Annotated in this window: 10 protein-coding genes; all 10 read left to right on the top strand. The window is 57.2% G+C overall.

The window, feature by feature from the left end:
- Window positions 1–211: 211 nt before the first annotated feature.
- The gene (locus K5E19_RS09650; RefSeq protein ID WP_221551017.1) at window positions 212–5164 is read left to right on the top strand and encodes an alpha-2-macroglobulin; all 4953 of its coding nucleotides are present in this window, start codon (window positions 212–214) and stop codon (window positions 5162–5164) included.
- 1 nt (window position 5165) lies between these two features.
- Window positions 5166–7493 (top strand): peptidoglycan glycosyltransferase PbpC, encoded by a 2328-nt coding sequence (gene pbpC, locus K5E19_RS09645; RefSeq protein WP_221551016.1) that lies wholly within the window; start codon window positions 5166–5168, stop codon window positions 7491–7493.
- 85 nt (window positions 7494–7578) lie between these two features.
- The gene (locus K5E19_RS09640; protein WP_311775517.1) at window positions 7579–9957 is read left to right on the top strand and encodes a DMSO/selenate family reductase complex A subunit; all 2379 of its coding nucleotides are present in this window, start codon (window positions 7579–7581) and stop codon (window positions 9955–9957) included.
- Window positions 9954–10583 carry a DMSO/selenate family reductase complex B subunit gene (locus K5E19_RS09635; RefSeq protein ID WP_221551014.1) on the top strand — a complete coding sequence of 210 codons (630 nt, stop codon included), beginning with the start codon at window positions 9954–9956 and terminating at the stop codon, window positions 10581–10583. Before K5E19_RS09640 ends, K5E19_RS09635 begins: the two co-directional genes overlap by 4 nt.
- The gene (locus tag K5E19_RS09630; RefSeq protein WP_221551013.1) at window positions 10576–11364 is read left to right on the top strand and encodes a DmsC/YnfH family molybdoenzyme membrane anchor subunit; all 789 of its coding nucleotides are present in this window, start codon (window positions 10576–10578) and stop codon (window positions 11362–11364) included. The genes K5E19_RS09635 and K5E19_RS09630 overlap by 8 nt, the downstream gene beginning before the upstream one ends.
- Complete coding sequence (locus K5E19_RS09625) at window positions 11364–12239, top strand: 4Fe-4S binding protein (protein WP_221551009.1); 876 nt, start codon at window positions 11364–11366, stop codon at window positions 12237–12239. Before K5E19_RS09630 ends, K5E19_RS09625 begins: the two co-directional genes overlap by 1 nt.
- Before the next feature lie 121 nt (window positions 12240–12360).
- A complete protein-coding gene (gene ndk, locus K5E19_RS09620; RefSeq protein WP_010433958.1) occupies window positions 12361–12792 on the top strand; it encodes a nucleoside-diphosphate kinase in 432 nt (143 codons plus the stop codon).
- A 147-nt stretch (window positions 12793–12939) separates the two neighbouring features.
- A complete protein-coding gene (locus tag K5E19_RS09615) occupies window positions 12940–14106 on the top strand; it encodes a bifunctional tRNA (adenosine(37)-C2)-methyltransferase TrmG/ribosomal RNA large subunit methyltransferase RlmN (RefSeq protein ID WP_221551007.1) in 1167 nt (388 codons plus the stop codon).
- Between the two features lie 293 nt (window positions 14107–14399).
- Window positions 14400–15398, top strand: coding sequence for a cytoskeleton protein RodZ (gene rodZ, locus K5E19_RS09610; protein WP_221551004.1), 999 nt, complete (start codon window positions 14400–14402; stop codon window positions 15396–15398).
- 26 nt (window positions 15399–15424) lie between these two features.
- The gene (gene ispG / locus K5E19_RS09605; protein WP_221551001.1) at window positions 15425–16543 is read left to right on the top strand and encodes a flavodoxin-dependent (E)-4-hydroxy-3-methylbut-2-enyl-diphosphate synthase; all 1119 of its coding nucleotides are present in this window, start codon (window positions 15425–15427) and stop codon (window positions 16541–16543) included.
- The last annotated feature ends 53 nt before the right edge of the window (window positions 16544–16596 follow it).

Here is a 16596-nt window from a genome sequence, read left to right as displayed (position 1 = left end):
CCAGCTATCTTCTTGTTTTAAAAACAAATGACGTAAAAGGTTACATGTGACGTATGGTGCTGTGATCGCGGTTCCATCACGGGGTAGAGGCGTGATGCCATTCTGCGAGGCGCTTTCAAGATCCTAAAATTGGACTTTTTGAATTAATGAAACTTGCGGATAATACTTATCCGGACGACGACCAACAGGCTCCATGGGCCAGGGACAAAGGATGAAACCGTTTCGCTTAGCCGCGCTCTCTCTTGCGCTGCTTACCACGTTTACGCTTGTCGGCTGTGATAACAGCGACGATAAATCTCAGGCTGCGGCTCCCGCGGCATCCACCGAATCAACACCGAAAGCTGCGGAAAAGCCCAATGCAGAAACGCTGGCTAAACTGGCCGCTCAAAGTCAGGGAAAAGCGCTGACGTTGCTGGATACCTCTGAAGTTCAGCTCGACGGTGCCGCCACGCTGGTGCTGACCTTTTCTGTGCCGCTGAATCCCGATCAGGATTTCGCGAAAACAGCGCACGTCGTGGATAAGAAAAGCGGCAAGGTTGACGGGGCGTGGGAACTTGCGCCTAACCTGAAAGAGCTTCGACTGCGCCATCTTGAGCCTAACCGCAGCCTGGTCGTCACCGTTGAACGCGACCTGCAGGCGCTGAATAAAGCGACCTTTGGCATCGATTATGAAAAAGCCTTAACCACCCGGGATGTCGAACCGACGGTCGGTTTTGCCAGCCGCGGCTCACTCCTGCCGGGTAAAGTGGTGGAAGGCCTGCCGGTGATGGCGCTCAACGTTAACAACGTGGACGTGAACTTCTACCGCGTGAAGCCGGAGTCGTTGGCTTCCTTTGTCAGCCAGTGGGAATACCGCAATTCTCTGACCAACTGGGAATCCGATAACCTGCTGAAGATGGCGGAGCTGGTTTACACCGGTCGATTCGACCTTAATCCGGCGCGCAATACGCGCGAAAAATTGCTGCTGCCTCTGAAAGATATTAAACCGCTCCAGCAGTCTGGCGTTTATATCGCGGTCATGAACCAGGCAGGGCACTACAACTACAGCAACGCCGCGACGCTCTTTACCCTGAGCGATATTGGTCTTTCCGCTCACCGCTATCATAACCGCCTGGACATCTTCACCCAGAGCCTGGAAAACGGTGCCGCGCAGTCCGGCGTGACCGTGACGCTGCTGAATGACAAAGGTCAGACGCTCGCCGAAGCAAACAGCGATGCGGACGGCCATGCGAAGCTTGAAACCGACAAAGAGGCCGCGCTGATCCTGGCCAGTAAAGACGGCCAGACCACGCTGCTCGATCTCAAGCTGCCTGCGCTCGACCTGGCGGAGTTCGATATTGCCGGTAGCCCCGGCTACAGCAAGCAGTTCTTCATGTTTGGCCCACGCGATCTCTACCGTCCGGGTGAAACGGTAATCCTCAACGGCCTGCTGCGCGACAGCGACGGAAAACCGCTTCCCGATCAGCCTGTGAAGCTTGACGTGCTGCGTCCGGATGGACAGGTCGCGCGTACGATTGTCGTCAAGCCAGAGAACGGACTCTATCGCTTTAACTATCCGCTGGACAGCGGGGCGCAGACCGGTATGTGGCATATCCGCGCCAACACCGGCGACAACCTGCAGCGGCTGTGGGACTTCAACGTTGAAGACTTCATGCCGGAGCGTATGGCGCTCAACCTGACCGGGCAAAAAGCCCCGGTATCACAGCAGGATAACGTGGACTTTAACGTAGTGGGCTATTACCTGTATGGCGCACCGGCCAACGGTAATTCGCTGCAGGGCCAGCTGTACCTGCGTCCGCTGCGTGATGCGGTGGCTGCGCTGCCAGGCTTCCAGTTTGGCGATATCGCCGAGGAGAACCTGAGCCGCAGTCTGGATGAAGTTCAGCTTACGCTTGATGAGCAGGGGCGTGGACAGGTTTCTACCGAAAGCCAGTGGAAAGAGGTGCACTCTCCGCTGCAGCTGATTCTGCAGGCCAGCCTGCTGGAGTCCGGGGGCCGTCCGGTGACGCGTCGCGCTGAGCAGGCCATCTGGCCGGCGGCTCAACTGCCGGGTATTCGACCTCAGTTCGCCAGCAAGGCCGTTTACGACTACCGCACTGATACCACCGTTAACCAGCCGATTGTTGACGAGAACGGCAATGCCAGCTTCGATATCGTTTACGCTGATGCCAGCGGCGCGAAAAAAGCGGTGTCCGGGTTACAGGTTCGCCTGATCCGCGAGCGTCGGGACTACTTCTGGAACTGGTCTGAGAGCGAAGGTTGGCAGTCTCAGTTCGATCAGAAAGACCTGGTCGAAGGCGAGCAGGAGCTGACCCTCAAGGCCGACGAGACGGGTAAAGTCACCTTCCCAGTGGAGTGGGGCTCATATCGTCTGGAGGTTAAAGCGCCTGATGAGATGGTCAGCAGCGTGCGCTTCTGGGCGGGGTATAGCTGGCAGGATAACAGCGACGGCACCGGGGCAGCGCGTCCTGACCGCGTGACCCTGAAGCTGGATAAGCCCGCCTATCAGCCAGGCGATACCATCAACCTGCACATTGCAGCACCGGCTGCGGGCAAAGGCTATGCGATGATCGAATCTAGCGAAGGACCGCTGTGGTGGAAAGAGATCGACGTACCGGCAAACGGGCTCGATCTTGCTATCCCGGTCGACAAGGCCTGGAAACGTCACGATCTCTATCTGAGTACGCTGGTGGTTCGTCCAGGCGATAAATCCAAATCAGCCACGCCGAAGCGCGCGGTCGGCCTGCTGCATCTGCCGATGGGCGACGAAAATCGCCGCCTGAATATTGCGCTTGATAACCCGCAGAAGATGCGTCCAAACCAGACGCTCTCGGTGAAGGTGAAAGCCAGCGTGAAAGAGGGGGCGGTGCCGCAGAAAGTGAACGTGCTGGTCTCGGCGGTGGACAGCGGCGTGCTGAACATCACCGATTACGTCACGCCGGATCCGTGGCAGGCTTTCTTCGGCCAGAAGCGCTACGGCGCGGATATCTACGATATCTACGGCCAGGTCATTGAAGGGCAGGGCCGCCTGGCCGCGCTGCGCTTCGGTGGTGACGGCGATGAACTGAAGCGCGGCGGCAAACCGCCGGTGAATCACGTCACCATTATTGCCCAGCAGGCACAGCCGGTGACGCTCGATGCCAACGGAGAAGGCACGATTACGCTGCCGATTGGGGACTTCAACGGCGAGCTGCGTCTGATGGCGCAGGCCTGGACGGAGGACGATTTCGGCAGCAGTGAAAGCAAGGTTGTGGTGGCCGCACCGGTCATTACCGAACTTAACACGCCGCGCTTCCTGGCAAGCGGAGATACCTCGCGGCTGACGCTGGATATCACCAACCTGACCGACAAGCCGCAAACGCTGAACGTCGCACTGTCCTCTACCGGCAAACTGTCTCTGGAGGGCGCACAGCCGCAGCCGGTTCAGCTGCCTCCGGGGGCGCGCAGTACGATCTTTATTCCGGTGCGTGCGCTGGAGGGTTATGGTGACGGTGAGGTGACAGCACAGGTTACGGGCCTGCAGCTTCCGGGCGAGACCTTTGCGCCGCAGCAAAAGAGCTGGAAAATCGGCGTGCGCCCGGCGTTCCCGGCGCAGACGGTGAATACCGGTGCCATGCTGAACCCCGGCGAGTCCTGGACTGCACCAGCGCAGCATAGCAACGGTTTCTCGCCTGCAACGCTGCAGGGGCAACTGCTGCTGAGCGGCAAACCGCCGCTGAACCTTGCGCGCTATATTCGTGAACTGCAGGCGTATCCGTATGGCTGCCTGGAACAAACTACCAGCGGCCTGTTCCCGTCGCTCTACACCAACGCGGCGCAGCTGTCGGCGCTTGGCATTAAAGGTGACACGGACGATAAACGCCGCGCAGCGATTGATATTGGCATCTCCCGTCTGCTGCAGATGCAGCGTGATGACGGTGGTTTCGCGCTGTGGGATAAAAACGGTCCGGAAGAGTACTGGCTGACGGCCTACGTGACCGACTTCCTGGTGCGCGCGGGCGAGCAGGGTTACAGCGTACCAGCTGATGCAGTGAATAATGCCAATAGCCGCCTGCTGCGCTATCTGCAGGATCCGGGCATGATGTCCATCCGCTACAGCGACGACACCCAGGCCAGCAAGTTTGCGGTGCAGGCTTATGCTTCGCTGGTGCTGGCGCGTCAGCAAAAAGCACCGCTCGGCGCGCTGCGTGAAATCTGGGATCGCCGCGCTCAGGCGGCATCTGGTCTGCCATTGATGCAGCTGGGCATGGCGCTCAAACTGATGGGCGATGCGCCGCGCAGCCAGAAGGCGCTGGATCTGGCGGTCAAAACGCCGCGTAACGACAGCAAAACCTGGATGGCCGATTACGGCAGCCAGTTGCGTGACAACGCGCTGATGCTCTCCCTTCTGGAGGAGTACAAGCTGTTGCCGGATGCGCAAAATACGCTGCTGAATGCTCTGTCTGAAGAGGCCTTCAGCCAGCGCTGGCTGTCAACGCAGGAGAGCAATGCGCTGTTCCTGGCGGGACGTTCGCTGCAAACCTTGTCTGGTGCGTGGCAGGCAACGACCTCTCTTTCAGAACAAGCGCTGAGCAGCGATAAATCGCAGATCCAAAACGTGAACGGCGACCAGCTTGGTGCGCTTCAGGTGACCAATACCGGAACGACACCGATGTGGGTGCGCCTGGACAGCACCGGCTATCCGGAATATGCCCCTCAGCCGAGCTCGAACGTGCTGCAGGTTGAACGTCATATCCTGGCAACCGACGGTAGCAGTAAATCGCTCTCTTCCCTGAAGAGCGGCGAACTGGTGCTGGTGTGGCTGGAAGTGAAAGCCAGCCAGAACGTGCCGGATGCGCTGGTGGTGGATCTCCTCCCTGCGGGTCTGGAGCTGGAAAACCAGAACCTGGCGAACAGCAGCGCCAGCCTGCAGGACAGCGGCAGTGAGGTACAGAACCTGCTCAGCCAGATGCAGCAGGCGGATATTCAGCATATGGAGTTCCGCGACGACCGCTTTGTGGCTGCCGTGCCAGTAAATGAAGGTCAACCTGTGACGCTGGTTTACCTGGCGCGCGCCGTGACGCCGGGAACCTATCAGGTGCCGGTCCCGATGGTGGAGTCTATGTACGTTCCGCAGTGGCGGGCAACGGGTGCGGCCAGTGGCCCGCTGATTGTTGTTCCGTGATATGCAGTTAGCTCGTCTGACACGCTCCCGCTGGCTTTGGCTGGCGGGAGCGCTTCTCGTTTTATGGGGGCTGATTATCGCCGCCGACCGCCTGTGGCCGTTGCCTCTAAAAGAGGTTAACCCCGCGCGCGTGGTGGTGGACGAGAAGGGCGCGCCGCTCTGGCGTTTCGCCGACCACGACGGTATCTGGCGTTATCCGGTGACGATTGAAGACGTCTCTCCCCGTTATCTTGAGGCGCTAATCCAGTACGAAGATCGCTGGTTCTGGGAGCATCCTGGTGTAAACCCGCTCTCTGTCCTGCGCGCCGCCTGGCAGGATCTCAGTTCTGGCAAAGTCGTCTCTGGCGGCAGTACGCTCACCATGCAGGTAGCACGCCTGCTGGATCCGCATCCGCGCACCTTTGGCGGTAAAATTCGTCAGCTCTGGCGGGCTATGCAGCTGGAGTGGCACCTCTCTAAACGCGACATCCTGACGCTCTATCTCAACCGCGCCCCCTTTGGCGGCACGCTGCAGGGGGTCGGGGCTGCAAGCTGGACCTATCTCGGCAAACCGCCGTCGCAGCTCAGCTATTCCGAAGCCGCGCTGCTGGCGGTACTGCCGCAGGCACCCAGCCGCTTACGTCCGGACCGCTGGCCTGAACGGGCCGAAGCGGCGCGCAACAAAGTGCTCGACCGCATGGTGACGCAGGGCGTCTGGTCCGCGAAGCAGGTCAAAGAATCGCGGGAAGAATCGGTATGGCTAGCGCCCCGGCAGATGCCGCAGCTGGCACCGCTCTTTGCGCGCATGATGCTCGGCAAAAGCCGCGACACTAAAGTAGTCACCACGCTGGATGCCGGGCTACAGCGGCAGCTGGAAGAGCTGGCGATGAACTGGAAATCGCGCCTGCCGGCACGCAGCTCGCTGGCGATGATCGTCGTGGATCACACCGATATGAAAGTGCGCGGCTGGGTCGGGTCGGTGGATATTAACGATGACACGCGTTTCAGCCACGTGGATATGGTCAACGCGATCCGATCCCCGGGATCGGTGTTAAAGCCCTTTATCTACGGTATGGCGCTGGACGATGGCCTGATCCATCCCGCCTCCCTGCTTCAGGACGTTCCCAGAAAAACCGGTGATTATCGTCCCGGGAATTTTGACAGCGGGTTCCATGGACCCGTCAGCATGAGTGAAGCGCTGGTGCGCTCCCTCAACCTGCCTGCGGTACAGGTTCTGGAAGCCTACGGGCCAAAACGGTTTGCCGGGATGCTGAGCAACGCGGGGTTGCCGCTGATCCTGCCCGCAGGGGCGCAGCCAAATCTGTCTCTGATCCTCGGCGGGGCAGGCGCGCGGCTGGCCGATATCGCCGCGACCTACAGCGCCTTTGCCCGACACGGCAAGGCGGGAAGGCTGCGGTTACAGCCGGGCGACCCGCTGATTGAACGTCCGCTGTTGTCACAAGGTTCGGCGTGGATTATTCGCCGTATTCTGGCGAACGAGGCGCAGCCGCTGCCGGATAATGCGCTGCCGCAAATTGCGCCGCTGGCGTGGAAAACCGGCACCAGCTACGGCTACCGAGATGCCTGGGCCATCGGTCTGAATGCCCGTTACGTGATTGGCATCTGGACCGGACGACCGGACGGCACGCCGGTGGCGGGGCAGTTCGGTTTCGCCAGCGCGGTTCCGCTATTAAACCAGGTGAATAACCTGCTTCAGTCACGCTCAACGGTAGACGAAGCCCGCCTGCCGCGCGATCCGCGCCCGAAGAGCGTCGGGCGGGGCGTGATCTGCTGGCCGGGCGGTCAGTCGCTGCCGGAAGGCAGTGAAAACTGCCGACGTCGCCTGTCGACCTGGCTGCTGGAAGGGAGTGAACCGCCCACGCTGCTCCTGCCGGAGCAGGAAGGCATACGCGGCATTCGTTTCCCGGTCTGGCTGGATAAAACGGGTAAACGTGTGGCAGCAGATTGCCCTGATGCGACTGAAAAAGTCCTGGATGTCTGGCCGCTGCCGCTGGAGCCGTGGCTGCCCGCTGCGGAAAAAAGGGCGGCGCGCCTCCCTGCTGCATCAACGGTTTGTCCGCCGCTGGATAACGGTAATATCGCACCGCTTATGCTGTCTGGTGTCAGGGAAGGTGCCGTTATTAAACATCTCCCGGGGGAGGCAAATATAACGCTTTCAATCTCAACCAGCGGTGGAGAAGGGCAGCGATGGTGGTTTTTAAATGGCGAACCTTTAGAAAGCCATAATTATAATCATTCGCTCAAATTATCTTTACCTGGGAAATATCAATTAATTGTTATGGATGAATCAGGGCAAATGGCGACGGTAAATTTCGAAATGGATAATTAATTAAGCCAGAAGAGTTAGCTTGATAATTATCAATGTTCGTTATTTCAAAAAAACGAGAATGCGTTTTTATTTGAAGGAACGAACAATGAAGAAAAATAAGAAGCTGAGAGAGAGACTCAATCCCGCTCTCTCCCGGCGTCACTTTATTCAGGCCGGATCCGCACTTGCCGCTCTGCCGTTTGTGGTGAAAGCCGGCAAAGTACAGGCGACAGCTTCGTCGGCTGCGATCAATACGCCAGAAGAAAAGGTCATTCAAACCTGCAGCACCTTTGACTGCGGGGGAAAATGCGATATTCGGGCGCACGTGAGCGACGGTGTGGTAACGCGGATCGCCACGCGTCCGGATAATGAACTGGATCCTCAAATGCCGGTAATGCGTGCCTGTGTTCGTGGCCGCGCATACAGAAAATTTGTTTATCATCCCGATCGGCTGAAATATCCAATGAAACGCGTGGGTAAGCGTGGAGAAGGAAAATTCGAACGTATTACCTGGGATGAAGCCACCACGCTTATTGCCAGTCAATTAAAAACCATTACGCAAAAATACGGCGCCGCATCGCGCTATGTGCACGTGGGCACCGCAGTTTCCGGCGGAACGTTTTCAGGCGATAAAATGGTCCGTCGCCTGCTTAATTTAACGGGTGGGTATCTCGAAAGCTATCACTCGGTCAGCATGGGCAACACGGCGGCGGCAACGCCGTATATCTACGGCACCGCCGCCAGCGGCAGTTCGCTGGACACGCTGCTGGACACTAAGCTGGTTATCCTCTGGGGGCATAACCCCACTGAGACGATATTTGGTCACAGTAACTACTTCTTCCAGAAGATGAAGCAAAACGGCACCCGCTTTATCGTCGTCGATCCGCGCTATTCGGACACGGTGTCATCGCTGGCCGACCAGTGGATCCCGCTGCTTCCGACGACCGATAACGCGCTGATGGATGCGATGATGTACGTGATCGTTACGGAAAATCTGCACGATCGTGAGTTTATTCAGCGCTATACCCTGGGCTTTGACGAAGACGCCATGCCGGAAGGGGTTCCTGAAAATGAATCTCTGATGGCTTACCTGACCGGCGCAAAAGATGGCGTAGCGAAAACGCCAGAGTGGGCAGAGAAAATTACCCATGTGCCTGCGCAGACCATCCGCCAGCTGGCGCGCGACTACGCAACCACCAAACCAGCCGCGCTGATCCAGGGCTGGGGTCCACAGCGACATAACTGCGGCGAGCGCACCGCGCGTGGCTCGACGTTGCTGGCGACGCTGACGGGGAATGTCGGGGTGAAAGGCGGCTGGGCGGCAGGCTATGGCGGCTGCGCTAACCGAAAATTCGCGACCGGGCCGGAGATGCCGGATAACCCAGTCAAAGCCAAAATTTCGGTGATGAACTGGGTGCAGGCGGCTGACGATGCCACGAAGGTGACGGCAGAGGACGGCCTGAAAGAGGCAGAGAAGCTGGACAGCAATATCCGCATCCTGTTCTCGCTGGCGGGCAATTATCTGGCTAACCAAAACCCGGACCTTCATCAGGCCACCCGTGTCCTGGAAGACGAGTCGAAAATCGAGTTTATCGTCGCAAGCGATCTGTTCATGACGCCGAGCGCTAAATATGCCGATCTACTGTTACCGGAAACCAGCTTTATGGAGCGCTGGAATATCGGCGAAACCTGGAGCACGGCAAGCTATCTGATCCTGTCCGAAAAGCTAATTGAACCTGAATTCGAACGCCGTTCGGATTACGACTGGCTGCGTGAGGTTGCTGCAAAGCTCGGCATTGAGCCTGCGTTCAGCGAGGGGCGTGACGAAAAAGGGTGGATTGAACACATCTGGGAGCAGACGCGGCTGTCCATGCCGGAGGAAAACCTGCCGGACTTCGTGACGCTACAAAAGACGCGTCAGCATCTTTTCAAAAGTGAGCCGTTCGTCGCCTTTGAAGACAACATCCGCGATCCGCAAAATCATCCGTTCCCGACGCCGTCAGGGAAAATTGAGATCTTCTCGAAGCGTCTGTACGACATGCATCACCCGGAAATTCCGGCGCTGTCGCACTACGTCCCCGCCCATGAAGGGCCGGAGGACGCGCTGGCGGAAACCTTCCCGCTCCAGCTGATCACCTGGAAAGGGAAAAATCGCGCTAACTCCACCCAGTATGCCAACCCGTGGCTGGTGGAAGCCCAGCAGCAAAAGCTGTGGATCAATCCTCAGGACGCGCAAAAGCGCGGCATTGGGCAAGGGGATATTGTGCGCATTCATAACGCGCGCGGCATTTGTGAGATCCCGGCGGAGGTTACGCCGCGCATCATTCCAGGCGTTGTGGCCATGCAGGCAGGCGCCTGGTGGCAGCCAGATGAGCAGGGTATTGATAAAGGCGGTTGCGCGAACGTGCTCAGTTCAGCCCGTATTACCGCGCTGGCGAAAGGGAATTCACATCAAACCATGCTGGTGGAGGTGGCAAAAGCATGAGTCAGTTTAAACACTACGCGCCGGTGAGCGACAAACAGCTGGGCTTCTATATCGACTCTTCACGCTGCTCGGGCTGCAAAGCCTGTCAGGTGGCGTGCAAAGATAAAAACAACCTTGAGGTCGGACGCCGTTTCCGCCGCGTGTACGAGGTTAACGGCGGGAATTTCATCCCGACCGGGCAGGGCGGCGTCAGCAATAACGTTTTTGCCTACACACTCTCTATTTCCTGCAACCACTGTGCGGACCCCATCTGCACCAAAAATTGTCCGACCACCGCGATGCACAAGCGTCCGGGCGACGGCATCGTGCGCGTCGATACGGATAAATGCGTCGGCTGCGGCTACTGTGCGTGGTCCTGTCCTTACGGCGCGCCGCAGCTCAACGAGCAGACCGGACAGATGTCGAAATGCGATTTCTGTGTGGATCTGCAGGCAAAGGGGGAACTACCGGTATGCGTGGCAACCTGTCCGCTGGAGGCAATCAAATTCGGTCCGATAGATGAACTTCGGGCGAAATACGGTACGGTCTGTGACGTGAAAGGCCTGCCTGATTCTTCCCTCACAAAACCAAACCTGGTGATCAAGGCGCATCAGGGCGCAGAGAAAGAGGAGAAGCGTCATGCATGAGTTACCGCTGCTGATTTTTACGCTGTTCCTGCAGGGATCGGTTGGCGTGACGCTATGGCTGGCATTCGGAGGCGCGCATGTTTCACAGCGTAGCGCGCTGCTGCCTTCTGTCGGGGCGTTTGTGCTGGCGAGCCTCGGCCTGCTCGCCTCGGCGCTGCACATGGGGTATCCGCTCAATGCACTCAACGCGCTGCGCCATGTTTCCAGTTCCTGGCTGAGCCGTGAAATTGTCTTTGCCAGCCTTTACCTTGTGGCTCTTGGCCTCGCGACGCTGCTGATGTTTGCCAAAAAGCCGGGATGGAAGCTGCTTTTAGCTGTCGCGGGTCTTGTCGGACTGGTGGATGTGTTTTGCATGGCACAGATCTACATGCATGCGTCCGTTGTCACCTGGCAACACATTAACACGCTGGTGTTATTTATCGGCTCGGTGGGCATTATCGGTTCAGCCTGTATGGCCGTCGGGACGCCTTCCCGAGCGACCCTGCGTGCAGCGGTGATTATTATCACGCTGCTGGTGCTGGCGCGCCTGGTGATGCAACCCGTCTGGCTGGCAGACATAACGGCCGCAGACAACGCCGTGGTGACTTTCCCGCACGCTCCGTTACGAATGCTGGAGCAACTGCGCACCGTGCATCTGCTGAGCTGGTGCGTTTCCGTTGCGGGTATGCTGTGCTTTGCCGTGGGGGGGCTGAAAGCTGTGCGAGGCCCGGTGCTGCTGGGAAGCGCGTTACTGATTGTGGGTGAGCTGATGCTGCGCTTCGTTTTCTTCAGTATTGGCTGATGGGCGGATTAACGTTTGCCCCTGCGATGGACGTGACGCATGCGTGCGTCCGTCGCCGTTTTCGCCGCGCTGCCTGCCGCGCCTGCGCGGACGCTTGTCCTGCGCAGGTTTTTGCTTTTACGGAAACGGGCGTTTCGGTTGATGAGAGTCGCTGTATTGAATGCGGTAACTGCCTGTTTGTCTGCCCCACAGCCGCCATTACCGGTATCGCACCGCGAAAACGCTTTCTGCGGGAGGATACCCTTGTAGGGCCTTTTACTGAACCTGCACCAGGGGTGAATGAACTGCTTCTGTGGCATGCGCAATACCACGTTCGTTTTATCAGTATCGAGGCGGAGCAGCACCCTGAATGGATGTTGGCGCTTGCCCGGCTTAATTTTGTGCTCCGCCGCCGTGGTGAAAGGTCCTGGACGTTTAAGCCTGTCCCGAACGGTGAGGTTAATATCGCCCGTCGTACGCTTATGCACGTTCCACGGGAAGATGTGAGAGGGTGTACCGTCGTGCCCGGCCAGCGAGAGCTGCGCAGGGTATTCCCGGAATTCAGCGAGTCAGATATCGTTTTCGACACCGGAAAGTGCATGCTTTGCGGGGCTTGCTGGCGAAGCTGCACGGAAAACGCGATTCGTTTCGAGAACGGCGTGCTGGTCGTGGAAACCGGGTGCTGTACCGGCTGTGGAGGGTGCGAAGCGGTATGCCAGCATGACGCGATAAACGTGACGCATATGGAGGGGATAGCGAAAAGCATCGCCACTCCAGCATTTGAGGCAGTTTGCCAGACGTGTCACCGTCATTTCTGGTCATTTACGTCTGATGAAAAGCATTGCCCGATCTGTTTACACCATCATTACGGTATGCGAAATTCGACCTGTTGCTAATCTTCGTCTCATTTTAAAAAAATGTTATGCAGAACCATAGGCAATGGCGCTATTGCTCATTATAATCCGCGCCACACCATACTCAGGTATGCAAAACAACAGAACATTGACAGAGGTTATCATGGCTATTGAACGTACTTTTTCCATCATCAAACCAAACGCGGTGGCAAAAAACGTTATTGGCAGCATCTTCGCTCGCTTTGAATCAGCAGGGTTTAAGATCGTTGGCACCAAAATGCTGCACCTGACCGTTGAACAGGCTCGCGGTTTCTATGCTGAGCACGAAGGTCGCCCATTCTTTGACGGCCTGGTCGAGTTCATGACCTCCGGTCCAATCGTGGTATCCGTGCTGGAAGGCGAAAACGCAGTTCAGCGTCACCGCGATCTGCTGGGCGCAACCAACCCGGACAACGCGCTGGCGGGTACGCTGCGTGCTGACTACGCAGACAGCTTCACCGAGAACGGCACCCACGGTTCTGATTCCGTTGAATCTGCCGCGCGCGAAATCGCGTTCTTCTTCGCAGAAGGCGAAGTGTGCGCTCGCACTCGTTAATATTTTCGTAAATGCCGCGTGCAAACGTGGCATCCCTGCGTCAGACTTTGTACAATGCAACGCCCCGGACGAGCAGACTGCTTTCCGGGGCGTTTCTTTTCAACCCTCCATGGGCCATAACGTGTAACAACGAGGCCGGATAAAATTATGTCTGAATTAGTGAATACCTCCGAAGTCGCCATTCCTGCGGTTCCAAATAAAAATGGAAAAATCAACCTGCTGGATCTGAACCGTCAGCAGATGCGCGAGTTCTTCAAAGATATGGGTGAGAAGCCGTTTCGTGCCGACCAGGTGATGAAATGGATGTACCACTATTGCAGCGACAACTTTGATGACATGACAGACATCAACAAGGTCCTGCGCAACAAGCTCAAAGAAGTGGCTGAAATCCGCGCACCGGAAGTGGTGGAAGAGCAGCGCTCGTCTGATGGCACCATCAAATGGGCGATTGCCGTCGGCGATCAGCGCGTTGAGACGGTTTATATTCCGGAAGATGACCGCGCCACGCTGTGCGTCTCTTCTCAGGTAGGATGCGCGCTGGAGTGCAAATTCTGCTCTACCGCGCAGCAAGGCTTTAACCGTAATCTGCGCGTGTCTGAAATTATCGGCCAGGTGTGGCGTGCGGCAAAAATCGTGGGTGCAGCGAAAGTGACCGGTACCCGCCCAATCACCAACGTGGTGATGATGGGGATGGGTGAGCCGCTGCTGAACCTGACCAACGTGGTTCCGGCGATGGAAATCATGCTCGACGACTTCGGTTTTGGTCTGTCTAAACGCCGCGTCACGCTGTCTACTTCAGGCGTAGTGCCTGCACTGGACAAGCTGGGCGACATGATTGACGTTGCGCTGGCGATCTCCCTGCACGCGCCAAACGATGCGATCCGTGACGAAATTGTGCCGATCAACAAAAAGTACAATATCGAAACCTTCCTGGCTGGCGTGCGCCGCTACCTGGAGAAATCCAATGCCAACCAGGGCCGCGTGACCATCGAGTACGTGATGCTTGATCACGTCAACGACGGTACCGAGCATGCGCATGAGCTGGCAGAATTGCTGAAAGATACGCCGTGCAAGATTAACCTGATCCCATGGAACCCGTTCCCGGGCGCGCCATACGGCCGTAGCTCGAACAGCCGTATCGATCGTTTCTCGAAAGTGCTGATGGAGTACGGATTCACCACCATCGTGCGTAAAACGCGAGGTGATGATATCGATGCCGCATGCGGACAGCTGGCGGGTGATGTGATTGACCGTACCAAACGTACGCTGCGTAAACGCGTGCAGGGCGAGACAATCGCGGTCAAAGCTGTTTGATTATTATGCAGTCACGGCGCATGATCTGCGCCGTGAAGCATAATCTTACTGAATAATCAGTCAGATTCGTGATGTTTGATTAATAATTACGGTGCGTTTCATATGACTTTCGGGCAGTATGTAACGACGTAACAACAGTTTAGCCAGGCGGGCAGAGCTGCACTGTCATCTACCGGCTGACAGTCTTATACTGTCTGTTCAAGGTTAACTGACCAGAAGTTTCGCGGTGCGGGTGGCATTGTGACTCACCGGCACCTGAACCCTTATTTTTCACGTACCAGTAGTTGTAGCGAATGAATACTGAAGCCACTCACGACCAAAATGAAGCACTCTCCACTGGCGTTCGTCTTCGCAACGCCCGTGAACAACTCGGACTCAGCCAGCAAGCCGTTGCAGAACGCTTGTGCCTGAAGGTTTCCACGGTTCGCGATATTGAAGAAGATAAGGCGCCTGCCGATCTGGCTTCAACATTTTTGCGCGGTTATATCCGCTCTTACGCAAAACTGGTGCATATCCCCGAAGAAGAATTACTGCCAATGATGGAGAAGCAGGCACCGGTCCGTGCAGCAAAAGTTGCGCCGATGCAGACCTTCTCTCTGGGGAAACGCCGTAAAAAACGTGACGGCTGGCTGATGAGCTTTACCTGGCTGGTGCTGTTTGTTGTGGTCGGCCTGACGGGCGCATGGTGGTGGCAAAACCACAAGGCGCAGCAGGAAGAGATCACTACGATGGCCGATCAGTCTTCTGCCGAGCTTAATCAATCCGGCAATGACAACGCACAGAGCGTGCCGTTGAACACGGACAGCGCGGCTCCGTCCAGCGAGCCGCAACCAGCTGCGACCGATACCGCTCAGGCTCCTGCCACCACGCCTGACGCCGCACCAGCCACGCAGGCGCAGGATCAGAACGCGGTTGTTTCACCTTCACAGGCCAATGTGGATACCGCCCCTGCGGCGACGGCACCAGCGGATAATACTGCTGCGGCACCACTGCCTACCGACCCGGCAGCCACTGCGACGCCTGCAGTCGATCCTAACGCGCTGGTGATGAATTTCAGCGCCGACTGCTGGCTGGAAGTGACTGACGCGACAGGCAAAAAGCTGTTCAGCGGCCTGCAGCGTAAAGATGGCACGTTAAACCTAACGGGTCAGGCACCTTACAAACTTAAAATCGGCGCTCCGGCAGCGGTACAGATCCAGTATCAAGGAAAACCTGTCGACCTGAGCCGCTTTATCAGAACTAACCAGGTTGCGCGTCTTACCGTTAATGCCGAACAATCAGCAGCACAGTAACAGACGGGCAACGCGGGAGATTTTTCATGCATAACCAGGCTCCGATTCAACGTAGAAAATCGAAACGGATTTACGTTGGGAATGTGCCAATCGGGGACGGTGCACCTATCGCCGTCCAGTCGATGACCAATACGCGCACCACGGATGTGGAAGCAACGGTCAATCAGATCAAAGCATTAGAGCGTGTAGGCGCGGACATTGTTCGCGTCTCCGTCCCGACGATGGATGCCGCCGAAGCGTTCAAACTCATCAAGCAGCAGGTCAGCGTTCCGCTGGTGGCTGATATTCACTTCGACTACCGTATAGCACTGAAAGTCGCTGAATATGGCGTCGACTGCCTGCGTATTAACCCAGGTAACATCGGTAACGAAGAGCGTATCCGCATGGTGGTGGACTGCGCTCGCGACAAAAATATTCCTATCCGTATCGGTGTGAATGCCGGTTCCCTGGAAAAAGATCTGCAGGAAAAATACGGTGAGCCAACGCCGCAGGCGCTGCTCGAATCCGCCATGCGTCACGTTGATCATCTGGATCGTCTTAACTTCGATCAGTTCAAAGTTAGCGTGAAAGCGTCCGACGTGTTCCTTGCTGTAGAGTCTTACCGTCTGCTGGCAAAGCAGATCGAGCAGCCTCTGCACCTCGGGATCACCGAAGCGGGCGGCCTGCGCAGCGGTTCTGTGAAGTCTGCGATCGGTCTGGGCCTGCTGCTCTCCGAAGGGATCGGCGACACGCTGCGCGTCTCGCTGGCGGCCGATCCGGTGGAAGAGATCAAGGTCGGTTTCGATATCCTGAAGTCACTGCGTATCCGCGCCCGCGGGATCAACTTCATTGCCTGTCCAACCTGCTCACGTCAGGAGTTCGACGTGATTGGTACGGTGAATGCGCTGGAGCAGCGCCTGGAAGACATCATTACCCCGATGGACGTTTCCATCATCGGCTGCGTGGTGAACGGTCCGGGTGAAGCGCTGGTGTCAACACTGGGCGTGACCGGCGGTAACAAGAAAAGTGGTCTCTATGAAGATGGCGTTCGTAAAGATCGTCTGGATAATAGCGACATGATCGACCAGCTCGAAGCACGGATTCGTGCCAAAGCCGCAATGATGGACGAGACGCAGCGCATCAACGTTCAGCAGGTTGAAAAATAACGTGATGGGAAGCCGCGAGCTTCCCATGTATGATTGAACCCATTCTTTGGGTT

The sequence above is a fragment of the Enterobacter sp. RIT637 genome (assembly GCF_019718755.1).
In the GTDB taxonomy this organism is placed as follows: domain Bacteria; phylum Pseudomonadota; class Gammaproteobacteria; order Enterobacterales; family Enterobacteriaceae; genus Enterobacter.
This window is presented reverse-complemented; position numbering and strand designations above follow the sequence as displayed.

What these genes read in the sequence shown, in the direction of transcription:
- pbpC (WP_221551016.1), top strand. Translation starts at nt 5,166, where the DNA reads ATGCAGTTAGCTCGTCTGACACGCTCCCGCTGGCTTTGGCTGGCGGGA.
- rodZ (WP_221551004.1), top strand. Translation starts at nt 14,400, where the DNA reads ATGAATACTGAAGCCACTCACGACCAAAATGAAGCACTCTCCACTGGC.
- K5E19_RS09630 (WP_221551013.1), top strand. Translation starts at nt 10,576, where the DNA reads ATGCATGAGTTACCGCTGCTGATTTTTACGCTGTTCCTGCAGGGATCG.
- ndk (WP_010433958.1), top strand. Translation starts at nt 12,361, where the DNA reads ATGGCTATTGAACGTACTTTTTCCATCATCAAACCAAACGCGGTGGCA.
- K5E19_RS09615 (WP_221551007.1), top strand. Translation starts at nt 12,940, where the DNA reads ATGTCTGAATTAGTGAATACCTCCGAAGTCGCCATTCCTGCGGTTCCA.
- ispG (WP_221551001.1), top strand. Translation starts at nt 15,425, where the DNA reads ATGCATAACCAGGCTCCGATTCAACGTAGAAAATCGAAACGGATTTAC.
- K5E19_RS09635 (WP_221551014.1), top strand. Translation starts at nt 9,954, where the DNA reads ATGAGTCAGTTTAAACACTACGCGCCGGTGAGCGACAAACAGCTGGGC.
- K5E19_RS09640 (WP_311775517.1), top strand. Translation starts at nt 7,579, where the DNA reads ATGAAGAAAAATAAGAAGCTGAGAGAGAGACTCAATCCCGCTCTCTCC.
- K5E19_RS09650 (WP_221551017.1), top strand. Translation starts at nt 212, where the DNA reads ATGAAACCGTTTCGCTTAGCCGCGCTCTCTCTTGCGCTGCTTACCACG.
- K5E19_RS09625 (WP_221551009.1), top strand. Translation starts at nt 11,364, where the DNA reads ATGGGCGGATTAACGTTTGCCCCTGCGATGGACGTGACGCATGCGTGC.